This is a genomic window from Streptomyces dryopteridis, from assembly GCF_049606955.1.
Taxonomy (GTDB): domain Bacteria; phylum Actinomycetota; class Actinomycetes; order Streptomycetales; family Streptomycetaceae; genus Streptomyces.
Genome location: NZ_CP187113.1, coordinates 1,258,265 through 1,276,600 on the forward strand (window position 1 = coordinate 1,258,265; position 18,336 = coordinate 1,276,600).

Genomic DNA, 18,336 nt, shown 5'->3' on the forward strand with positions numbered 1-18,336 from the left:
GGTGCCCACTCGCGTTGAGCGGAACGAGTCATGGACCGGAATGTGGTCGACTCGTTCACAGCGTCCTCGCTGTGTGGTTGCCTCACACGATCCGAAGAGGATCGTCCGAGGACTTTTCAAAGGAACCTCGTCTCCGAAGAGACGGGGTATCAACATATCTGGCGTTGATTTTTGGCACGCTGTTGAGTTCTCAAGGTGCGGACGCTTCCTTCGTTCCCGTTTCCGGGCCCTCCGGGCGCTTCCTTCGTTCTTGCTCTTGTTTTTCGTTCTTGCGTTTCCGACTCTATCACACCGTTTCCGGCCCGATTTCCTCGGCGCTTTCCAGTTCCTCGCTTTCGCGATTTCCTTTCCGGCGGCTCCGACTCTATCAGATCCTTTCCGCACCGTTTCCGGTTCGGAATCGAATTCCAATGCCCGTCGGAAGGGCTTGTTTCCTCTTTCGAGGCGTCCGGACACTATCAGGTTTCCCTGGCCGATCCGGAATTCCCACAACCGACCCATGACGAACCGTCGGACGCATCTCTGCGCCGAGTCCGTACGGGGGGTGGGTGAGTAAACGTACTGGAGCGGGGCCCCGGACGCAAATCCGGGGCCCCGCTCGGTCGTTCGTGTCGAGTCGGCTCGGGGCCGGCTCGGTCGGTCAGACCTCGACCACGACCGGAAGGATCATCGGGCGGCGGCGGTAGCTGTCCGAGACCCACTTGCCGACGATGCGGCGGATCAGCTGCTGGAGCTGGTGCGGCTCGGCGACCCCGTCGGCCGCCGCACGGGCGATGGCCTCCTCGATCTTCGGGAGCACCCCGGCGAACGCGGAGTCCTCGATGCCCGAACCGCGGGCGTTGACGTTCGGGCCGCTGACCATCTTGCCGGTGCTGCTGTCGACCACGACGAACACCGAGATGATGCCCTCGTCGCCGAGGATCCGGCGGTCCTTGAGCGATGCCTCCGTGACGTCGCCGACCGAGAGGCCGTCCACGTACACGTACCCGGCCTGGACCTTGCCCGAGATGCGGGCCTTGCCGTCGATGAGGTCGACGACCACGCCGTCCTCGGCGATGACGATGTGGTCCTTGGGGACACCCGTCATCGCGCCGAGCTCGGCGTTGGCCCGCAGGTGGCGCCATTCGCCGTGCACCGGCATCAGGTTCTTCGGGCGGCAGATGTTGTAGAAGTACAGCAGCTCGCCGGCCGAGGCGTGGCCCGAGACGTGCACCTTCGCGTTGCCCTTGTGGACGACGTTCGCGCCCCAGCGGGTCAGGCCGTTGATCACGCGGTACACCGCGTTCTCGTTGCCGGGGATCAGCGAGGACGCCAGGATCACGGTGTCGCCGGGGACGATCCGGATCTGGTGGTCGCGGTTGGCCATGCGCGACAGCGCGGCCATCGGCTCGCCCTGCGAACCGGTGCAGACCAGCACCACTTCCTCGTCCGGCAGGTCGTCCAGCGAGCGGACGTCCACGATCAGGCCGGCCGGGACCCGCAGGTAGCCCAGGTCACGGGCGATGCCCATGTTTCGGACCATGGAGCGGCCCACGAACGCGACCCGACGGCCGTACTCGTGCGCGGCGTCCAAGACCTGCTGGATGCGGTGCACGTGGCTCGCGAACGAGGCCACGATGATCCGCTTCTGCGCGCCCGCGAACACGCCGCGGATCACGTTGGAGATGTCGCGCTCCGGCGGGACGAAGCCCGGGACCTCGGCGTTCGTCGAGTCCGACAGCAGGAGGTCGATGCCCTCCTCGCTGAGGCGCGCGAACGCGTGCAGGTCCGTGAGCCGGTTGTCCATCGGCAACTGGTCCATCTTGAAGTCACCGGTGGCGACGACCATGCCCGCGGGGGTGCGGATGGCGACGGCCAGGGCGTCCGGGATGGAGTGGTTGACGGCGATGAACTCGCAGTCGAAGGGACCGAGGCGCTCGCGCTCCCCCTCCTTCACCTCCAGGGTGTAGGGGCGGATCCGGTGCTCCTGGAGCTTCGCCTCGATCAGCGCGAGGGTCAGCTTGGAGCCGATGAGCGGGATGTCCGGCTTCTCGCGGAGCAGGTACGGGACCGCTCCGATGTGGTCCTCGTGACCGTGCGTGAGCACGATGCCCTCGATCTGGTCGAGGCGGTCACGGATGGACGTGAAGTCCGGAAGGATCAGGTCGATGCCCGGCTGCTCCTCCTCGGGGAAGAGCACGCCGCAGTCGACGATCAGCAGACGGCCGTCGAACTCGAAGACGGTCATGTTGCGGCCGATCTCGCCGAGACCGCCCAAGGGGGTGACGCGCAGGGCGCCCTTGGGGAGCTTCGGCGGCGGGCCGAGTTCAGGGTGCGGATGACTCAAAAGACTCTCCTCACCACACACGCCACGTACCCCTTGTGGCACGTGGCGCGTGTGACATTCGTGCATGTGCGGTTGTCGGTCCTGCTTGTTCAGTTGTGAAGGCTCGATGTCAGAGCTGTACCCCACCGGCGGCGAGATCGACCCGCAGCTGGGCGGTCTCTTCGGCGGTCAGCTCGACCAGGGGCAGGCGCAGCGGGCCGGCCGGGAGCCCCTGGAGGGCGAGGGCGCCCTTGGTGGTGATGACGCCCTGGGTGCGGAACATTCCGGTGAACACGGGCAGCAGCTTCTGGTGGATCTCCGTGGCCTTGCGGACGTCGCCGGAGAGGTGCGCCTCCAGCAGGGCCCGCAGCTCCGGGGTGACCACGTGGCCGACCACGGAGACGAAACCGCAGGCTCCCACGGACAGCAACGGAAGGTTCAGCATGTCGTCACCCGAGTACCAGGCGAGACCGGACTGGGCGATGGCCCAGCTGGCCCGGCCCAGGTCGCCCTTGGCGTCCTTGTTGGCCACGATCCGCGGGTGCTCGGCGAGTCGGACCAGGGTCTCGGTGTTGATCGGGACGCCGCTGCGGCCCGGGATGTCGTACAGCATCACCGGCAGCTCGGTGGCGTCGGCGATCGCCGTGAAGTGACGGTACAGGCCCTCCTGCGGGGGCTTGTTGTAGTACGGGGTGACGGCGAGCAGGCCGTGGGCGCCGACGCGCTCGGCTTCCTTGGCCAGCTCCAGGGTGTGGCGGGTGTCGTTGGTCCCGATGCCGGCGACCACGTGGGCGCGGTCTCCGACGGCTTCGAGTACGGCTCGTACGAGGTCGTTTTTCTCCGCGTCGGTGGTGGTCGGGGACTCGCCGGTGGTGCCGTTGACGATCAGGCCGTCGTTGCCTGCGTCCACCAGGTGGACGGCGAGCCGCTGCGCGCCGTCGAGGTCGAGTGCGCCGTCCGCCGTAAACGGCGTGATCATGGCGGTGAGGACCCGCCCGAAGGGGGTCTGCGGAGTCGAGATCGGAGCCATGGGTAACACGCTACTCGCTGCCACGCTCGGTCGGACGCCTCGGGGGGCGTGCCGGGGTGCTGGAGCCCGGCACTGCCTGCTCGGGGGTTCAAGCAGTGCCGGGTCCGTTTGATCAGCCTAGATGAACTTCACGAAACGCCGCAATACGGACACTTCGGTCTTCTACGGCGCGACCCGTCCGTTGGCGTTGAACGCCGCGTACGTGAGCGGCATCAGCCGGGCCCAGTGGGCCTCCATCCGCTCGCCCACCATCTCGATCTCGCGCTGCGGGAACGAGGGCACGGCGGCCAGCTCGTGCTGCGTGCGCAGGCCCAGGAAGTGCATGAGCGAGCGCGCGTTGCAGGTCGCGTACATCGACGAGAACAGTCCGACGGGCAGGACCGAACGGGCGACCTCGCGGGCCACGCCGGCGGCCAGCATCTCCTGGTACGCCTCGTACGCCTGGCGGTAGGAGTCCTCCATGGCGCGGGCGGTCAGGTCGGCCTGGGCCTCGGTGCCCTCGACGAACACGTACTTGCCCGGACGACCCTCCTGGACCAGCTTGCGGTCGGTGCCGGGGACGTAGAAGACCGGCTGAAGCTCCCGGTAGCGACCCGATTCCTCGTTGTAGGACCACCCGACGCGGTGCCGCATGAACTCGCGGAAGACGAAGATCGGGGCGCTGATGAAGAAGGTCATCGAGTTGTGCTCGAAGGGGCTGCCGTGCCGATCCCGCATCAGGTAGTTGATGAGGCCCTTGGAGCGCTCGGGGTCCTTGGACAGCTCGTCCAGGGACTGCTCTCCGGCGGTGGAGACCCGGGCGGCCCACAGGACGTCGGAGTCGGCGGCGGCGTGCTTCACCAGCTCGACCGTGACGTCGCTGCGGAAGGTCGGCTTCGGGTCGGGGGTTGCGGTCTCGGTCACGAGATCCTTCCGGCGAACGGGGGGAGGGGGGCCCGTCCACTTTACGGCGCCGGGCGGGGCGGCCCGGCCACCCCGTCACCCGTCCGCCGGTGTTTCGAGCGCGACGGCGGCCGGGGGAAGGGGACCTGACGGAGGGTCCGCCCTCCGTCGGGACCTCCGGACGGATTCCCTCGGAATTTCGGGGGAAGTACCCGGAGGACGGCACCAAACGGGCCGGTCGTACGTCCTACTTTGTGACAGCGCACACCCACCCCCCTGCCGCCCCCGGCCCTCCAGGCCTGAACCGTGAGGAGTGTCCCTTTATGTTCCGCCGGCGCGAGCCCGTTCCCTTCGCCTTCGTCGCCGAGGCAGATCGATTCCGCAGTAACGTCACTCCTCCGCCACGGGAGCGTCCGAGCTTCGGTCAGATCGCCACACGTAGTCTGGTCGGACTGACCGTCGTGGCGGGTCTGGTCGGCTCGCTGCTGTTCGGCGTCCCCGCCCTGCAGCCCGCGAAGACGCCCGAGAAGGCGCACCAGCCAGAGGCGTCCCAGGGCCGTTGACGCGGTGCGTCCCGACCGGCTCGATCGGTCCGCGCCCCACACACGACCGACACGCACCAGAGCCCGAGGAACCACCGTGCCCCTGCCCTTCCTGTCCGCGGACGACAGCTCCGCGGAGCTCGACGAAGCCCTGCCCCACGAGGACCACGACCGCTGGCGCCGGCCCTACCGGCCCGGCCCGTGGCGGGTGGGGACGGCGGCCCTGATGCTGCTGCTCTCCTCGTTCATGCTGCTCGCGACGATGATCGTGGCCTTCGTCGGCGCGTGGGTCGGCGCGGGCGTGTGCCTGGGCGCGGCCCTGCTGGTGCTGGGGGCCGCGCTGCGGCTGCTGCGCACCGGGATCTGGGTCAGCCGGGCCGGGCTGCGGCGGGTGACGTTCTTCCGGACCCGTCGGATGGGCTGGGAGCAGGTCGTGGACGTGCGGACCGTGCAGCAGCCGGTGCGGTGGCTCGGGCTGCCGCGTCGGGTGCAGGGCCAGGCCCTGACGGTGACGCGGGCGGGCGGCGCGGCGGTGCCGGTGCTGCTGACCGACCACAACGCCGACTTCCTCTCGCGCGGTGACGCCTTCGACCGGGCCGCGGGCGTGGTGGAAGCCTGGGCGCGGGAGTACGGGCCGGTCGCGGCCTGAGTCCCGAGCGGGGACGCGAACGCACGAGGGCGGCCCGGATCCGATCGGATCCGGGCCGCCCTCGTGTACGCGGGGCCCTCGGCGGTCAGCCGGCGGCGCCGCGGGCGTGCTCGGCCCGGTGCAGGGCGATGGCGCGTTGCATGGCCTTGCGGGCCCTGGGGGTGTCGCGGGCGTCGTGGTAGGCGGTGGCCAGGGCGAACCAGCGGCGCCAGTCGCCCGGGGCGGCCTCGGTGTCGGCCTTGCGGGCGGCGAAGACCCGGTCCGCGGATTCGCGCGTGATCCGGCCGTACTGGTCGCGTTCGAGTTCGTCCGGCGGGAGTTCTCCGGCGGCCTCCAGTTCGGCGGCCAGGGCGCCCGCGCGGAGCACGAAGCGGGTGTTGGCCCAGAGGAACCAGACGCCGATGAAGGGCAGGACGAGGACGGCGAGCCCGAAGGCGATCGTGAGGGCCGTGCCGTGCCGGAGCAGGGCCACGCCACGGCTGCCGACCAGGAGGAAGTACAGGACCAGGGCGGCGGCGGTGACGAGGTAGGTGATCTTGGCGCGCATGCCGGGGCTTTCGCTGGGGTCTTTACAGGTCGAGGAAGTTTTCCAGACCGTGGGTCAGACCGGGGGTGGTGGTGACGCGACGCACACCGAGCAGGATGCCGGGCATGAAGCCGGAGTGGTGCAGGGAGTCGTGGCGGATGGTGAGGGTCTCGCCGACGCCGCCGAGCAGGACCTCCTGGTGGGCGAGGAGGCCGCGGGCGCGCACGGAGTGCACGGGGACGCCGTCCACGAGGGCGCCGCGGGCCCCGTCGAGGGCGGTCTCGGTGGCGTCGGGCTGCGGGGCGCAGCCGGCCTCCGCGCGGGCGGCGGCGATGAGCTGGGCGGTGCGGGCGGCGGTGCCGGAGGGGGCGTCCACCTTGTTGGGGTGGTGCAGCTCGATGACCTCGACCGATTCGAAGAAGCGGGCGGCCTGGGCGGCGAAGGTCATGGTGAGGACGGCGCCGATGGAGAAGTTGGGGGCGACCAGGACGCCGGTGCCCGGGGAGGCGGCCAGCGCGGTGCGCAGGGTGTCGAGGCGCTCGTCGGTCCAGCCGGTGGTGCCGACGACGGCGTGGATGCCGTGGCGGACGCAGAAGTCGAGGTTCCCCATGACGGAGGCGGGGGTGGTGAGCTCGACGACGACCTGGGCGCCGGCGTCGACGAGGGCGTCGAGCTTGTCGTCGCGGTCGAGGGCGGCGACCAGTTCCATGTCCTCGGCGGCCCGGACGGCCTTGACGGCCTCGGAGCCGATGCGGCCCTGGGCACCGAGAACCGCGACCCGCAGCTTGCTGCTCATGCGTGCTTCCTTCGCTTCCACTTGTGGTTCGGTGTCGCGGCGGTCGGGCGAGCCGTCGGCCCCGCGGGGTGCGGGGTCGACGGCCCGCCCGCCGCGACGTGCGCGCGCCGGCTCAGGCGACTGCCTCGTCGAGGCGGGCGGCCTGCTTCTCCTTGAGCGGGCCGATCACCGCGAGCGAGGGGCGCGCGGTCAGTACATCGCGTGCGACCTCGCGGACCTCGTCCGGGGTCACCGAGGCGATCCGGGCGAGGAGGTCGTCGACGGACATCTGGGTGCCCCAGCACAGTTCGCTCTTGCCGATGCGGTTCATGAGGGCGCCGGTGTCCTCCAGGCCGAGGACGGTGGAGCCGGAGAGCTGGCCGACGGCGCGGCGGATCTCGTCGTCGGTGAGGCCCTCGGCGGCGACCTTGTCGAGTTCGTCGCGGCAGATCCGCAGTACGTCGTGGACCTGGCCGGGGCGGCAGCCGGCGTAGACGCCGAAGAGGCCGGTGTCGGCGAAGCCCGAGGTGTAGGAGTACACGCTGTAGGCCAGTCCGCGCTTCTCCCGGACCTCTTGGAAGAGGCGGGAGGACATGCCGCCGCCGAGGGCGGTGTTGAGGACGCTCAGGGCCCAGCGGCGTTCGTCGGTGCGGGGCAGGCCGGGCATGCCGAGGACGACGTGGGCCTGTTCGGTCTTGCGGTTGACCAGTTCGACGCGGCCGGCGGTGCGGATCCGCTTGTGTCCGGTGCGGGGGGCCACGGGGACGGCGTCGGGGTGGTTCAGGGCGCCGGCGCGTTCGAAGGCGGCGCGGACCTGGCGGACGACCTTGGCGTGGTCGACGTTGCCGGCGGCGGCGACGACGAGGTGGCGGGGGTCGTAGTGCTTGCGGTAGAAGCGGGCGATCTGGTCCCGGGTGAGGGCGTTGATCGTGTCGACGGTGCCGAGGACGGGGCGGCCCAGGGGGGTGTCCCCGTACATGGTCTGCGCGAACAGGTCGTGGACCATGTCGCCCGGGTCGTCCTCGGTCATGGCGATCTCTTCGAGGATGACGCCGCGTTCGGCGTCGACGTCGCGTTCCTCGATGAGGGAGCCGGTGAGCATGTCGCAGACCACGTCGATGGCCAGCGGCAGGTCGGTGTCGAGGACGCGGGCGTAGTAGCAGGTGTACTCCTTCGCCGTGAAGGCGTTCATCTCGCCGCCGACCGCGTCCAGGGCGGCGGAGATGTCGAGGGCGGTGCGCTTGGCGGTGCCCTTGAAGAGGAGGTGTTCGAGGTAGTGGGTGGCCCCGTTCAGCGTGGGGGTCTCGTCGCGGGATCCGACGTGGGCCCAGATGCCGAAGGTGGCGGAGCGGACGGAGGGGAGCGTCTCGGTGACGACGCGCAGGCCGCCGGGGAGGACGGTGCGTCGGACGGTGCCGATGCCGTTCTCGCCCTTGAGCAGGGTTTGGGTACGGGCGACGGCCCGCCCCTCGGTGGAGGGGCGGGCCGTCACTCGGGCACTGCGCGAGGTCACGAGGTCGCGTCGTCCTTCTCGGCCTCGGCGTCCTCGCCCTCGATCACGGGGATCAGGGAGAGCTTGCCGCGCTGGTCGATCTCGGCGATCTCGACCTGCACCTTGGAGCCCACGGCGAGGACGTCCTCGACGTTCTCGACGCGCTTGCCGCCGGCGAGCTTGCGGATCTGCGAGATGTGCAGCAGGCCGTCCTTGCCCGGGAGCAGGGAGACGAAGGCACCGAAGGTGGTGGTCTTGACGACCGTGCCCAGGTAGCGCTCGCCGACCTCCGGCATGGTCGGGTTGGCGATGCCGTTGATCGTGGCGCGGGCGGCCTCGGCGGCCGGGCCGTCGGCGGCACCGATGTAGATGGTGCCGTCGTCCTCGATCGTGATCTCGGCGCCGGTGTCCTCCTGGATCTGGTTGATCATCTTGCCCTTGGGGCCGATGACCTCGCCGATCTTGTCCACGGGGATCTTGACGGTGATGATCCGCGGGGCGTTGGGGGACATCTCGTCCGGGGTGTCGATCGCTTCCATCATCACGTCGAGGATGTGGAGGCGGGCGTCACGGGCCTGCTTGAGGGCGGCGGCCAGGACGGAGGCCGGGATGCCGTCGAGCTTGGTGTCGAGCTGGAGCGCGGTGACGAACTCCTTGGTGCCGGCGACCTTGAAGTCCATGTCGCCGAACGCGTCCTCCGCACCGAGGATGTCGGTGAGGGCGACGTAGTGGGTCTTGCCGTCGATCTCCTGGGAGATCAGGCCCATGGCGATGCCGGCGACGGGGGCCTTGAGGGGCACACCGGCGTTCAGCAGGGACATGGTGGAGGCGCAGACGGAGCCCATGGAGGTGGAGCCGTTGGAGCCGAGGGCCTCGGAGACCTGACGGATCGCGTAGGGGAATTCCTCGCGGGTCGGCAGGACGGGCACGATGGCGCGCTCGGCGAGGGCGCCGTGGCCGATCTCGCGGCGCTTGGGCGAGCCCACGCGGCCGGTCTCGCCGACGGAGTACGGCGGGAAGTTGTAGTTGTGCATGTAGCGCTTGCGCGTCACCGGGGAGAGGGTGTCGAGCTGCTGCTCCATGCGGAGCATGTTGAGGGTGGTGATGCCCAGGATCTGGGTCTCGCCACGCTCGAACAGGGCGGAGCCGTGCACGCGCGGGATGGCCTCGACCTCGGCGGCCAGGGTGCGGATGTCGGTGACGCCGCGGCCGTCGATGCGGACCTTGTCCTTGATGACGCGCTCGCGCACCAGGGCCTTGGTCAGGGAGCGGTAGGCGGCGGAGATCTCCTTCTCGCGGCCCTCGAAGGCCGGGAGGAGCTTCTCGGCGGCGATCTCCTTGACGCGGTCCAGCTCGGCCTCGCGGTCCTGCTTGCCCGCGATGGTGAGGGCCTGGGCCAGCTCGCCGCGGACGGCGTCGGCCAGCGCGGCGTACACGTCGTCCTGGTACTCCAGGAAGACGGGGAACTCGCCGGTGGGCTTGGCGGCCTTGGCGGCGAGGTCGGCCTGGGCCTTGCACAGGACCTTGATGAAGGGCTTCGCGGCGTCGAGGCCGGCGGCCACGATCTCCTCGGTGGGCGCCTCGGCGCCGCCCTTGACGAGCGCGATGGTCTTGTCGGTGGCCTCGGCCTCGACCATCATGATCGCGACGTCGCCGTCCTCCAGGACGCGACCGGCGACGACCATGTCGAAGACGGCGTCCTCGAGCTCGGTGTGGGTCGGGAACGCCACCCACTGGCCGCGGATCAGCGCGACGCGGACGCCGCCGATCGGGCCGGAGAAGGGCAGGCCGGCGAGCTGGGTGGACGCGGACGCGGCGTTGATCGCGATGACGTCGTAGAGGTGGTCCGGGTTGAGCGCCATGATGGTGGCGACGACCTGGATCTCGTTGCGCAGGCCCTTCTTGAAGGAGGGGCGCAGCGGGCGGTCGATCAGGCGGCAGGTGAGGATCGCGTCCTCGGAGGGCCGGCCCTCGCGACGGAAGAAGGAGCCGGGGATCTTGCCGGCGGCGTACTGGCGCTCTTCGACGTCCACCGTGAGGGGGAAGAAGTCGAGCTGGTCCTTGGGCTTCTTGGACGCGGTGGTCGCGGAGAGGACCATGGTGTCGTCGTCCAGGTAGGCCACGGCGGAGCCGGCGGCCTGACGGGCGAGCCGGCCCGTCTCGAAGCGGATGGTGCGGGTGCCGAAAGCGCCGTTGTCAATGACGGCCTCGGCGTAGTGGGTCTCGTTCTCCACTAGCGTTTTCTCCATTTTCGTCGTCTCCGTCCGGCACCCGTGTGGCGGCGGACGGTCAGGAGAAGCGCGCCTTGCGTGCGGGCCGGTCTTCGATCGAAGCATCCGGGTGCGTGCCCGTGCGGGCGTTCCGGGTGCCACTACCGAGGACCGGCGGCGTAGGGAGGGCGCTTCCCCCTTCTTCGGTTGTGCGCGCGCGTGCGGCAGAGGCCGCGGCGTGCGGGGCGCGCACGTACCAGACTACAAAGGGTCCGGTGAGTCCCGCACGTACGGCGAAGGGAGCGGCCCCCTCGATGTGGGAACCGCTCCCTTCACTGACGTCTTACTTGGCGCCGGCGGCACCGCGGCGGATGCCGAGGCGCTCGACCAGCGTACGGAAGCGCTGGATGTCCTTCTTGGCCAGGTACTGCAGCAGACGGCGACGCTGGCCGACCAGGATCAGCAGACCACGACGGGAGTGGTGGTCGTGCTTGTGGGTCTTGAGGTGCTCGGTCAGGTCCGAGATGCGGCGGGACAGCATGGCGACCTGGACCTCGGGGGAGCCGGTGTCGCCCTCCTTGGTGCCGAACTCGGCGATGATCTGCTTCTTCGTGGCGGTGTCGAGCGACACGTGCACTCCTCAGTGATGTCTTCGGGGCCACCGAGTGCCCCAGGTCTCAATCTCTGGGGATCTTCCGAAACTCGGGAGGCGGCAAGGTCCGTCGGGCGCGGGCTCCGGAGGTGTCCGGAAAGCGCGTACACAGACGGCCGTCACACAGCGTACCAGTACGCCGGGTGGGGGTGTCTCGAATATCGAGAGGGAGGGGGGCCGGGGTCACCCGTGCCGGGGGCGGTGCGGAGTACGGCTGCGCGGGCCGGGGCGTGCTGCGTACGATGCCGCGAAGGTTGTTCGAGTGATCCGCACCACCCGGGAGGGACCCGCCGATGAGCGACGCGAGTGAGGCCGTGCAGGCCGTGGAGGAGTCGGACGAGGAGCGGGCCGCCGCTCGGGAACGGGTGAAGGACGAGCTGTACGCCCTGGACATCTCCGACGTGGAGTGGTCGGGGGCGCCGGGCACCGAGAACGACGAGGAGCGGGTGGAGATCGCGCGGCTGCCCGACGGGGCGGTGGCGATGCGTTCCTCGCTGGACCCGGACACGGTGCTGCGGTACACGGAGGCCGAGTGGCGGGCCTTCGTGCTGGGCGCGCGGGACGGCGAGTTCGACCTGGACCGGCACCGCACGGCGGAGTGAGACGGGACGACGACGGGGCGGTCGGCGCGCGGCGCCGGCCGCCCCGTTTTCCGTGCCGTGCGGCAGTAGGGTGGCGCCGCCGCGCGCCGGGTCGGGCGGCGGTGGCGGCGGGCGGCGCGAGGGGCGCGCCCGGTCGCACGGGGTCGGCGGCACGGAGGCCGGATGGAGCGGGACACGGGCGGGTACGGGGACGCGGCGGATGCGGGCGGGGTCGCGCGGGCGGCCCCGGATCCGGTGATCGCGCAGGTGGGGGACGGGCGCGGGGCGCGGGACGGGGCCTGGTGGGGGCCGGCCCCGGATCCCGGGGCGGCGCCCTGGTACGCGCGGGTGCCGGTGCCGGACGGGCTGCCGCCGCTGCCCCGGGGCGGGGTGTTCCTGCCGGCTCCGGCGGCCGGTGGGGGGCCTGGGGCGGGGTCGGGGGATTGCGCCGAACGGGTGGGTTCGGGGGACGGGATCGTGGCGCCCGAGGAGTGGTCGGGGCTGGAGGTGGAGGCGGGGGACGAGGTGCGTCCCGACCCCCGGCCGGCCGGGTACGGGTTGTGGACGCCGCGGGCCGTGCCCTCCCCCGGGCCGGGTGCCTGGCCGACGCCCGCCGGCGGGGCGCGGCCGGTCTCACCCGGGCCGGTGCCGACGCCGGTGCCGGTGTTCGGGTCGGGTGCTGGGTCGGGGCCGGTGTCCGGGGCCGGGTACGGGGTGGAGCCGGAGTTGTCGGCGCGGCGGTTGGTGCGCCGGCCGGGCGGGCCGGCCGCGTGGTTGCCGTGGCGGGCCCGGGGCGCCGCCGCCCGGCGTCGGCGGGAGCTGATCGGGACGCCGCTGTGGACCTGTCACCGGATCGCGGTGATCAGCCTGAAGGGCGGGGTGGGGAAGACCACGACCACCCTGGCCCTGGGGGCGACGCTGGCGGCGGAGCGCCGGGACCGGGTGCTGGCCCTGGACGCGAACCCGGACGCCGGGACGCTGGGGCGGCGGGTGCGGCGGGAGAGCGGGGCGACCGTGCGCGATCTGGTGCGGGCGGCGCCGGGGCTGCGCTCGTACATGGACGTCCGCCCGTTCACCTCGCGGTCGTCGAGCGGTCTGGAGGTGGTCGCGGGCGATCTGGACCCGGCGCTGTCCACGGCCTTCGACGAGGCGGACTACCGGTTGGCGATCGACACCGTGGGCCGGCAGTACCCGATCGTGCTGACCGACTCGGGCACCGGGCTGCTGCACTCGGCGATGCGGGCGGTGCTGGACCTCGCGGACCGGTTGATCGTGGTGACGACCCCGTCGGTGGACGGGGCGGCGAGCGCGGCGACCACCCTGGACTGGTTGGCGGCCAACGGGCGGGCGGAGCCGGCGCGGCGGGCGCTGACGGTGATCTCGGGGGTGCGGGAGAGCGATTCCCGGCTGATCCGGGTGGACGACATCGTGCGGCACTTCGAGAGCCGGTGCGCAGGGGTGGTCGTCGTGCCCTTCGATCCACACCTGGCGACGGGCGCCGAGGTGGAGCCGGAGCGGCTGCGGCCGCGCACGCGGGCGGCGTACCTGGAGCTGGCGGCGCTGGTGGCGGAGGGCTTCGCGGGCGACCGGCCCTGAGGCCCGCCCGGGGCCGGGGCCCGGGCCGCTCCGCGCCGCGCCCGGGTGGGGGCGGCGCGGGGCGGGGGGTCAGACGCGGTCGTGGCCGTCGGTGAGGGCGCGGGCCTGCTTGACGTCGTCGGCGATGGCGTCGAGGAGGCCGTCGAGGGACTCGAAGCGGGCCATGCCGCGCACGTAGGCCAGGAAGTCGACGGTGACGTGCATGCCGTACAGGTCGAGGCCGACGCGGTCGATGGCGTACGCCTCGACGGTCCGCTCGGTGGCGTCGAACTGGAGGTTGGTGCCGACCGAGATCGCGGCGGGCATCCGCTCGCCGTCGGCCGTCAGCCAGCCCGCGTACACGCCGTCGGCGGGGATCGCGGTGTGCGGCAGGGTCTCGACGTTGGCGGTGGGGTAGCCCAGCTCGCGGCCGCGCTGGGCGCCGCGCACCACGGTGCCCTCGACCCGGTGCGGGCGGCCGAGGATCTCGGCGGCGCCGGTCACGTCGCCCTCGGCGACCAGTCGGCGCACGAGGGTGGAGGAGAAGGGCTCGCCGCCGCCGGCCTCGCCGCGCACGACCAGGTCGACGACCTCGACCTCGTAGCCGTGGTCGGTGCCGAGTTCGGCGAGGAGGGCCACGTCGCCGGCGGCGCGGTGGCCGAAGCGGAAGTTGGGGCCCTCGATGACGGCCCGCGCGTGCAGCCGGTCCACCAGCACCTTGACGATGAACTCCGCCGGCGACAGCTGGGAGAACCCGGCCGTGAAGGGCAGGACGAGCACGGCGTCCACGCCGAGTTCGGCCATCAGCTCGGCCCGTCGGCCGTGCGGGGCCAGCAGCGGCGGGTGGCTGCCGGGCCGGACGACCTCGCTGGGGTGCGGGTCGAAGGTGACGACCACGGAGGGCACGCCCAGTTCGCGGGCGCGGGCCACCGTGCGCCCGATGATGATCTGGTGTCCCCGGTGGACGCCGTCGTAGGAGCCGATGGTGACGACGCTGCGCCCCCAGTCCTGGGGGATCTCCTCCAAGCCGCGCCAGCGCTGCACTGTGACCGCTCCTCGCCCGATGTCGTGTTGCAGGGGTGTTCTTGCAGCTCTAAGGGTGCCATGTCCCGGTGCGGGCGCCCGCATCGGTGGGCACGGGGGCGAGCAGGGCGCGGACCCGGCCGGCCTCGGGTTCGGACAAGCCGGGCAGGACGGCGGCCAGGGCGGCGCGTACGAGGGGGTCGGCGGGAGGGGCGTCGGGGGCTTCGAGGCCGGTGAGAACGTCAGGTCGGGTGCCCGGGTCGTGCAGCAGGACCGCGAGGGCGGCGGGGTGCGGGGACCGGGCGTGGGCGAGGAGGGCGTGGGCGGCGGCGCGCAGCAGGGGCCGGTCCTCGGGGCGGGCGCGGGCGGCGACGGCGGGGGCCCGGGCGGCGGCGTGGGCGCGGTGTTCGGGTCGGGGGTCGTGGGCCCAGCGGTGCACGTCGTGGGCGTCGGCGAGGCGGTCGAGGAGGTGGGCGGCGGCGGTTCCGGGGGTCGTGGCGAGGGTGTCGGCGAGTTCGTCGGGGAGGCCGGGGTCGGGGAGGGGGAGCTCGCGCCAGAAGGCGGGGGTGAGGGGGCCGTCGGGGTGTGCGGCGGCGAGGGCGGTGAGCAGGGGGAGGTGGGGGCGGGCGTCGGGGAGGGCGGTGAGGGTGCCGGTGAGCAGGCGGTGGGCCCACCAGCGGCGGGCGTCGGGGGCGTCGAGGGCCTGCCCGCACAACCGGAGCCAGGGGGTGAGCGCGGTGGGGGTCAGGGTGAGGAGGGCGGCGGCGACGGGTCCGACGCGGTGCGGGGGGACGGGGCCGAGTCCGGGGTCGACGAGGAGGGCGCGCAGGGCGGCGGGCAGGTCGAGGTGGCGGGCCTGGAGCCAGTCGGCGCACTCCTCGTCGGCGAAGCGGTAGTCGGGGCCGGCGGGGACGAGGAGGCCCTCGGCGAGGACGGCGGCGGCGCGGCCGGTGCGCCAGGGCAGGAGTTCCTCGAAGTCGGCGCGGCGCAGGGCGCCGTGGGTCAGGCAGCGGCGGGCCGCCTCGTGCAGGGCGCCCTCGATTCGGAGGGCCTCGCGGGTGAGTTCGCGGGGGTGCTCGCGGCCGGTGTGGGCGGCGATCCGGCCGGCTGCGCGCAGGCAGCCGAGCGCGAGGTGGGCGGCGTACAGCTCGGGGCGGGTGGGGGCGCCGAGGGGGGCGCCGGCGGCGGCGATCTCGGCGCGGGCGCGCAGGGCGAGGGGGTGGCGGCGATCGGCGGGTGGGAGGGAGTCGGCGGGCAGGCCGAGGCGGGTGCGCAGTTCGTGGGCCTGGGGGTGGCCGAGGGGGCCGACGGTGAGGTCGGGGGCGCGGAGGGGGGCGGGGAGGTGGGGGGCGGCCTGTTCGTGGAACTCGGGGCAGGTGGCGAGGACGAGGCGGGCGCCGTGGGCGAGGAGTCGGGCGGTGGTGGCGGCGAGGAAGGCGGGGAGGCGGTCGACGACGGCCGGGGGCATCTCCTCGGGGCCGTCGAGGAGGATCCACGGTTCCCGGCCGGCGGCCCGCAGGGCGGTGGTGACGCCGGGCGTGTCGTGGACGGGGAGGTCGGCATGTCGGGCGGCGCGGGCCAGGATCCGGTCGAGGGCGGCGTCGAGGTCGCGGTCGGTGGGGTCGATCTCGGCGCCGCGCAGCCAGAGCGTGGGCAGTCCGGCGTCGGTGCGGGTGCGGGCGAGTGCGGCGAGGAGGGTGCTGCGGCCGCTGCCGGGCCGGCCCACGCAGCTCAGGACCCGCTGTCCGGGCCCGAACTCGGCCCGCAGGTCGGGGCGTTGGACGTGCACGGCGGGCAGGGCGGCGGGGGCGGTGGTGAGGGCGGCCAGGGTGCTGGCCTCGGCGGCGTCGGGGATCGGGCCGGGGCGGTGGGCGGCGCGGGCCAGGGCGGCGGCGACGGGTCCGTGCGGGGCGGCCAGGACGTGGGCGCGCAGGTCCGCGGCGCGGGCCGGGCCGGTGGGGTCGGGGGCGAGGAGCACGCCGAGGACGGCGGTGGTGCTCGGGTCCCAGACGGGGCCGCCGGGGGTCTCGGCGGCGGTGCGCAGGGCGTCGGTGCCGTCGGTGCCGAGGGCGAGGGTGAGACCGGCGTCGGGGCCGGCGGCCAGGATCCGGGCCTGGCGGGGGCCGGCGGCCCAGAGGCGGACGTAGGCGCCGGGGGCGGTGGGGGTCTCGGGGGCGGCGACGGGACGCGGGAGGGTGGGCAGGCCGCAGTGGACGACGGCGAGGGGGCCGCAGGTCTCGACGGGGCCGGTGAGTTCACGGCCGTCGAGGCGGACCCGGGCGGTGGCGGCGCCGGCGACGACGGAGGCGGCGGTGAGCACGGTGCCGTGGCCGTCGGCGACGAAGCCGCTGCCCCGGACCCGCCCGGCCTCGTCGAGGATGACCACCGGGTGCGCCGCGCGTTCCATGGTCCGAACCGTAGGTCGGCGAAGATCGGGCGGAAAGCCTCCCGAGGCGAACGCGCCCCCTTGCGCTCCCCCAGTCACTCCGCGCGCCCGCCCGGACGGGTGAGTTGGGCCGTTCGGGTGGACAGGACCAGGGGCGGAGGGGAGTCGTGGAGCGGTGAGCGGCGGAGGTCACGCGCTCACCGCTCCACGTCAAGACCGGCCCGGGACCCCGGACACGCGTCGGGGCCCGACCCCGTGAACCTCCCGGGACCGGACCCCGACGCACCGCGAAACTCCGCGGGACGAAACGGCCGGACGAAGCGGCTAGACGAACACGGCCAGCGATTTGGCCTTGCCCTTCTGGCTCTCCACCAGGCCGAGCAGTCGCCCGCTCGGGTCGTACACGGCGACCGGACCCCGGTCGGCGTACTCGTCCGGCATCTCCAGCCGGACCCCGTTGACCAGCAGCCCGGCGCGGCGTCCGTCGAGTTCCCAGCGCGGGAACGCGGCGGCGGCGGCCTCGCCGATGGGCATGACGGTCAGCTCCTCCTGGAGCTGGTCCAGGGTGCGGGCCCGGTCGATCTTGTACGGGCCGACCCGGGTCCGGCGCAGGGCGGTGAGGTGGCCGCCGACGCCGAGGTCGGCGCCGAGGTCGCGGGCCAGGGCCCGGATGTAGGTGCCGCTGGAGCAGACCACCGAGCAGACCACGTCGACGACGGGGGTGCCGTCCTCTGCGGTGGCCGGGCGCACGTCGTAGACCGTGAAGGAGAAGATCGTGACCGGACGGGCCGGGATCTCGAACTCCTCGCCGTCACGGGCGCGCTTGTAGGAGCGCACGCCCTTGATCTTGATGGCGCTGACCTTGGACGGGACCTGCATGATCTCGCCGGTCAGCTTGGCCACCCCGGCCTCCACGGCCTCGCGGGTCACGGCCGAGGCGTCGGTGGAGGTGGTGATCTCGCCCTCCGCGTCGTCCGTGAGGGTGTCCTGGCCGAGCCGGATGGTGCCCAGGTACTCCTTCTCGGTGAGCGCGAGGTGTCCCAGGAGCTTGGTGGCCTTCTCGACGCCGAGGACGAGCACGCCCGTGGCCATGGGGTCGAGGGTGCCGGCGTGGCCCACGCGGCGGGTCCTGGCGATCCCGCGCATCTTGGCGACCACGTCGTGCGAGGTGAAGCCGGACGGCTTGTCGACGATGACCAGGCCGTCCGGCGTCGGGGGCTGCGTGGTCATCAGGCGCGCTTGCCCTCGTCCTCGGCGGTCTCCCCCGCGTCGGAGTCCTCGTCCGCGGGCTTCTTGTACGGGTCGGCACCGGCCGCGTAGGCGGCACCGGCGGCGGCCTGGCGGGCCGCCGCGTCGGAGAGCCTGGCCTTGTCGAGGAGGTCCTCGATGGTCTTGGCGGTGTCCGGGAGGGCGTCCGCCACGAAGGTCAGGGTGGGGGTGAACTTGGTGCCCGCGACCCGGCCGACGGCCGAGCGGAGCATGCCCTTGGCGCTCTCCAGGCCCGCGGCGACGCCGGCCCGGTCCTCGTCGTCGCCGTAGACCGTGTAGAAGACCGTGGCCTCCCGGAGGTCGCCGGTGACCCGGGCGTCGGTGATGGTCACGTGAGTGCCCAGTCGGGGGTCCTTGATCCCCCGCTGGAGCTTCTCGGCGACCACCTCGCGGATGAGGTCCGCCAGCTTCTTCGCCCGCGCGTTGTCGGCCACTGGTC

At 72.7% G+C, this 18,336-nt stretch carries 15 protein-coding genes and 1 pseudogene; 4 read left to right on the forward strand and 12 right to left on the reverse strand.

Annotated elements, in window-relative coordinates:
* Positions 1 to 640: 640 nt before the first annotated feature.
* The 3 genes from ACN20G_RS04920 to thyX all read right to left on the reverse strand — a co-directional run bounded on the left by ACN20G_RS04920 (position 641) and on the right by thyX (position 4,238).
* Entirely contained in the window at positions 641 to 2,326 is a 1,686-nt protein-coding gene (locus tag ACN20G_RS04920; protein ID WP_424211487.1) for a ribonuclease J, read from the reverse strand.
* Positions 2,327 to 2,435: 109 nt separating this feature from the next.
* Positions 2,436 to 3,335: a 4-hydroxy-tetrahydrodipicolinate synthase gene (gene dapA / locus ACN20G_RS04925; protein WP_424211488.1), complete on the reverse strand. Its 900-nt coding sequence runs from the start codon at positions 3,333 to 3,335 to the stop codon at positions 2,436 to 2,438.
* A 162-nt stretch (positions 3,336 to 3,497) separates the two neighbouring features.
* Positions 3,498 to 4,238 carry an FAD-dependent thymidylate synthase gene (gene thyX / locus ACN20G_RS04930; protein WP_424211489.1) on the reverse strand — a complete coding sequence of 247 codons (741 nt, stop codon included), beginning with the start codon at positions 4,236 to 4,238 and terminating at the stop codon, positions 3,498 to 3,500.
* A 302-nt stretch (positions 4,239 to 4,540) separates the two neighbouring features.
* Here thyX and ACN20G_RS04935 point away from each other — a divergent pair, with 302 nt between their 5' ends.
* Positions 4,541 to 4,780 (forward strand): hypothetical protein, encoded by a 240-nt coding sequence (locus ACN20G_RS04935; protein WP_424211490.1) that lies wholly within the window; start codon positions 4,541 to 4,543, stop codon positions 4,778 to 4,780.
* Between the two features lie 76 nt (positions 4,781 to 4,856).
* On the forward strand, positions 4,857 to 5,408 hold the full coding sequence (locus ACN20G_RS04940; protein ID WP_424211491.1) for a PH domain-containing protein: 552 nt from the start codon (positions 4,857 to 4,859) through the stop codon (positions 5,406 to 5,408).
* Positions 5,409 to 5,493: 85 nt separating this feature from the next.
* Here the strand turns inward: ACN20G_RS04940 and ACN20G_RS04945 are convergent, their stop codons facing one another.
* From ACN20G_RS04945 to rpsO, 5 genes are all read right to left on the reverse strand, one after another.
* Positions 5,494 to 5,955 (reverse strand): hypothetical protein, encoded by a 462-nt coding sequence (locus ACN20G_RS04945; protein ID WP_424211492.1) that lies wholly within the window; start codon positions 5,953 to 5,955, stop codon positions 5,494 to 5,496.
* Positions 5,956 to 5,977: 22 nt separating this feature from the next.
* Positions 5,978 to 6,730 (reverse strand): 4-hydroxy-tetrahydrodipicolinate reductase, encoded by a 753-nt coding sequence (gene dapB / locus ACN20G_RS04950; RefSeq protein WP_424211493.1) that lies wholly within the window; start codon positions 6,728 to 6,730, stop codon positions 5,978 to 5,980.
* Positions 6,731 to 6,842: 112 nt separating this feature from the next.
* Positions 6,843 to 8,222: a M16 family metallopeptidase gene (locus ACN20G_RS04955; protein ID WP_424211494.1), complete on the reverse strand. Its 1,380-nt coding sequence runs from the start codon at positions 8,220 to 8,222 to the stop codon at positions 6,843 to 6,845.
* Positions 8,219 to 10,435 carry a polyribonucleotide nucleotidyltransferase gene (locus tag ACN20G_RS04960; protein WP_424215373.1) on the reverse strand — a complete coding sequence of 739 codons (2,217 nt, stop codon included), beginning with the start codon at positions 10,433 to 10,435 and terminating at the stop codon, positions 8,219 to 8,221. Before ACN20G_RS04960 ends, ACN20G_RS04955 begins: the two co-directional genes overlap by 4 nt.
* Before the next feature lie 319 nt (positions 10,436 to 10,754).
* Positions 10,755 to 11,042 (reverse strand): 30S ribosomal protein S15, encoded by a 288-nt coding sequence (gene rpsO, locus ACN20G_RS04965; RefSeq protein ID WP_424211495.1) that lies wholly within the window; start codon positions 11,040 to 11,042, stop codon positions 10,755 to 10,757.
* Positions 11,043 to 11,356: 314 nt separating this feature from the next.
* Here rpsO and ACN20G_RS04970 point away from each other — a divergent pair, with 314 nt between their 5' ends.
* Together ACN20G_RS04970 and ACN20G_RS04975 are read left to right on the forward strand one after the other, a co-directional pair.
* The gene (locus ACN20G_RS04970; RefSeq protein ID WP_424211496.1) at positions 11,357 to 11,665 is read left to right on the forward strand and encodes a DUF397 domain-containing protein; all 309 of its coding nucleotides are present in this window, start codon (positions 11,357 to 11,359) and stop codon (positions 11,663 to 11,665) included.
* Between the two features lie 585 nt (positions 11,666 to 12,250).
* Positions 12,251 to 13,222 (forward strand): annotated as a pseudogene (locus tag ACN20G_RS04975) (MinD/ParA family ATP-binding protein); the annotation flags it as partial.
* An 87-nt stretch (positions 13,223 to 13,309) separates the two neighbouring features.
* On the opposite strand, the gene ACN20G_RS04980 reads toward ACN20G_RS04975, so the two are convergent.
* The 4 genes from ACN20G_RS04980 to rbfA all read right to left on the reverse strand — a co-directional run bounded on the left by ACN20G_RS04980 (position 13,310) and on the right by rbfA (position 18,331).
* Positions 13,310 to 14,263, reverse strand: a complete 954-nt coding sequence (locus ACN20G_RS04980) for a bifunctional riboflavin kinase/FAD synthetase (RefSeq protein WP_424211497.1) — start codon at positions 14,261 to 14,263, stop codon at positions 13,310 to 13,312.
* A 49-nt stretch (positions 14,264 to 14,312) separates the two neighbouring features.
* The gene (locus ACN20G_RS04985; protein WP_424211498.1) at positions 14,313 to 16,649 is read right to left on the reverse strand and encodes a hypothetical protein; all 2,337 of its coding nucleotides are present in this window, start codon (positions 16,647 to 16,649) and stop codon (positions 14,313 to 14,315) included.
* Between the two features lie 303 nt (positions 16,650 to 16,952).
* On the reverse strand, positions 16,953 to 17,858 hold the full coding sequence (truB, locus tag ACN20G_RS04990) for a tRNA pseudouridine(55) synthase TruB (protein ID WP_424211499.1): 906 nt from the start codon (positions 17,856 to 17,858) through the stop codon (positions 16,953 to 16,955).
* Positions 17,858 to 18,331, reverse strand: coding sequence for a 30S ribosome-binding factor RbfA (rbfA, locus tag ACN20G_RS04995; RefSeq protein ID WP_424211500.1), 474 nt, complete (start codon positions 18,329 to 18,331; stop codon positions 17,858 to 17,860). The genes truB and rbfA overlap by 1 nt, the downstream gene beginning before the upstream one ends.
* Positions 18,332 to 18,336 lie beyond the last annotated feature (5 nt).

Bases quoted from the DNA above. Each gene is read 5' to 3' on its own strand.
- truB (WP_424211499.1), bottom strand. From the start codon at position 17,858: ATGACCACGCAGCCCCCGACGCCGGACGGCCTGGTCATCGTCGACAAG.
- ACN20G_RS04935 (WP_424211490.1), top strand. From the start codon at position 4,541: ATGTTCCGCCGGCGCGAGCCCGTTCCCTTCGCCTTCGTCGCCGAGGCA.
- ACN20G_RS04970 (WP_424211496.1), top strand. From the start codon at position 11,357: ATGAGCGACGCGAGTGAGGCCGTGCAGGCCGTGGAGGAGTCGGACGAG.
- ACN20G_RS04945 (WP_424211492.1), bottom strand. From the start codon at position 5,955: ATGCGCGCCAAGATCACCTACCTCGTCACCGCCGCCGCCCTGGTCCTG.
- dapB (WP_424211493.1), bottom strand. From the start codon at position 6,730: ATGAGCAGCAAGCTGCGGGTCGCGGTTCTCGGTGCCCAGGGCCGCATC.
- dapA (WP_424211488.1), bottom strand. From the start codon at position 3,335: ATGGCTCCGATCTCGACTCCGCAGACCCCCTTCGGGCGGGTCCTCACC.
- ACN20G_RS04985 (WP_424211498.1), bottom strand. From the start codon at position 16,649: ATGGAACGCGCGGCGCACCCGGTGGTCATCCTCGACGAGGCCGGGCGG.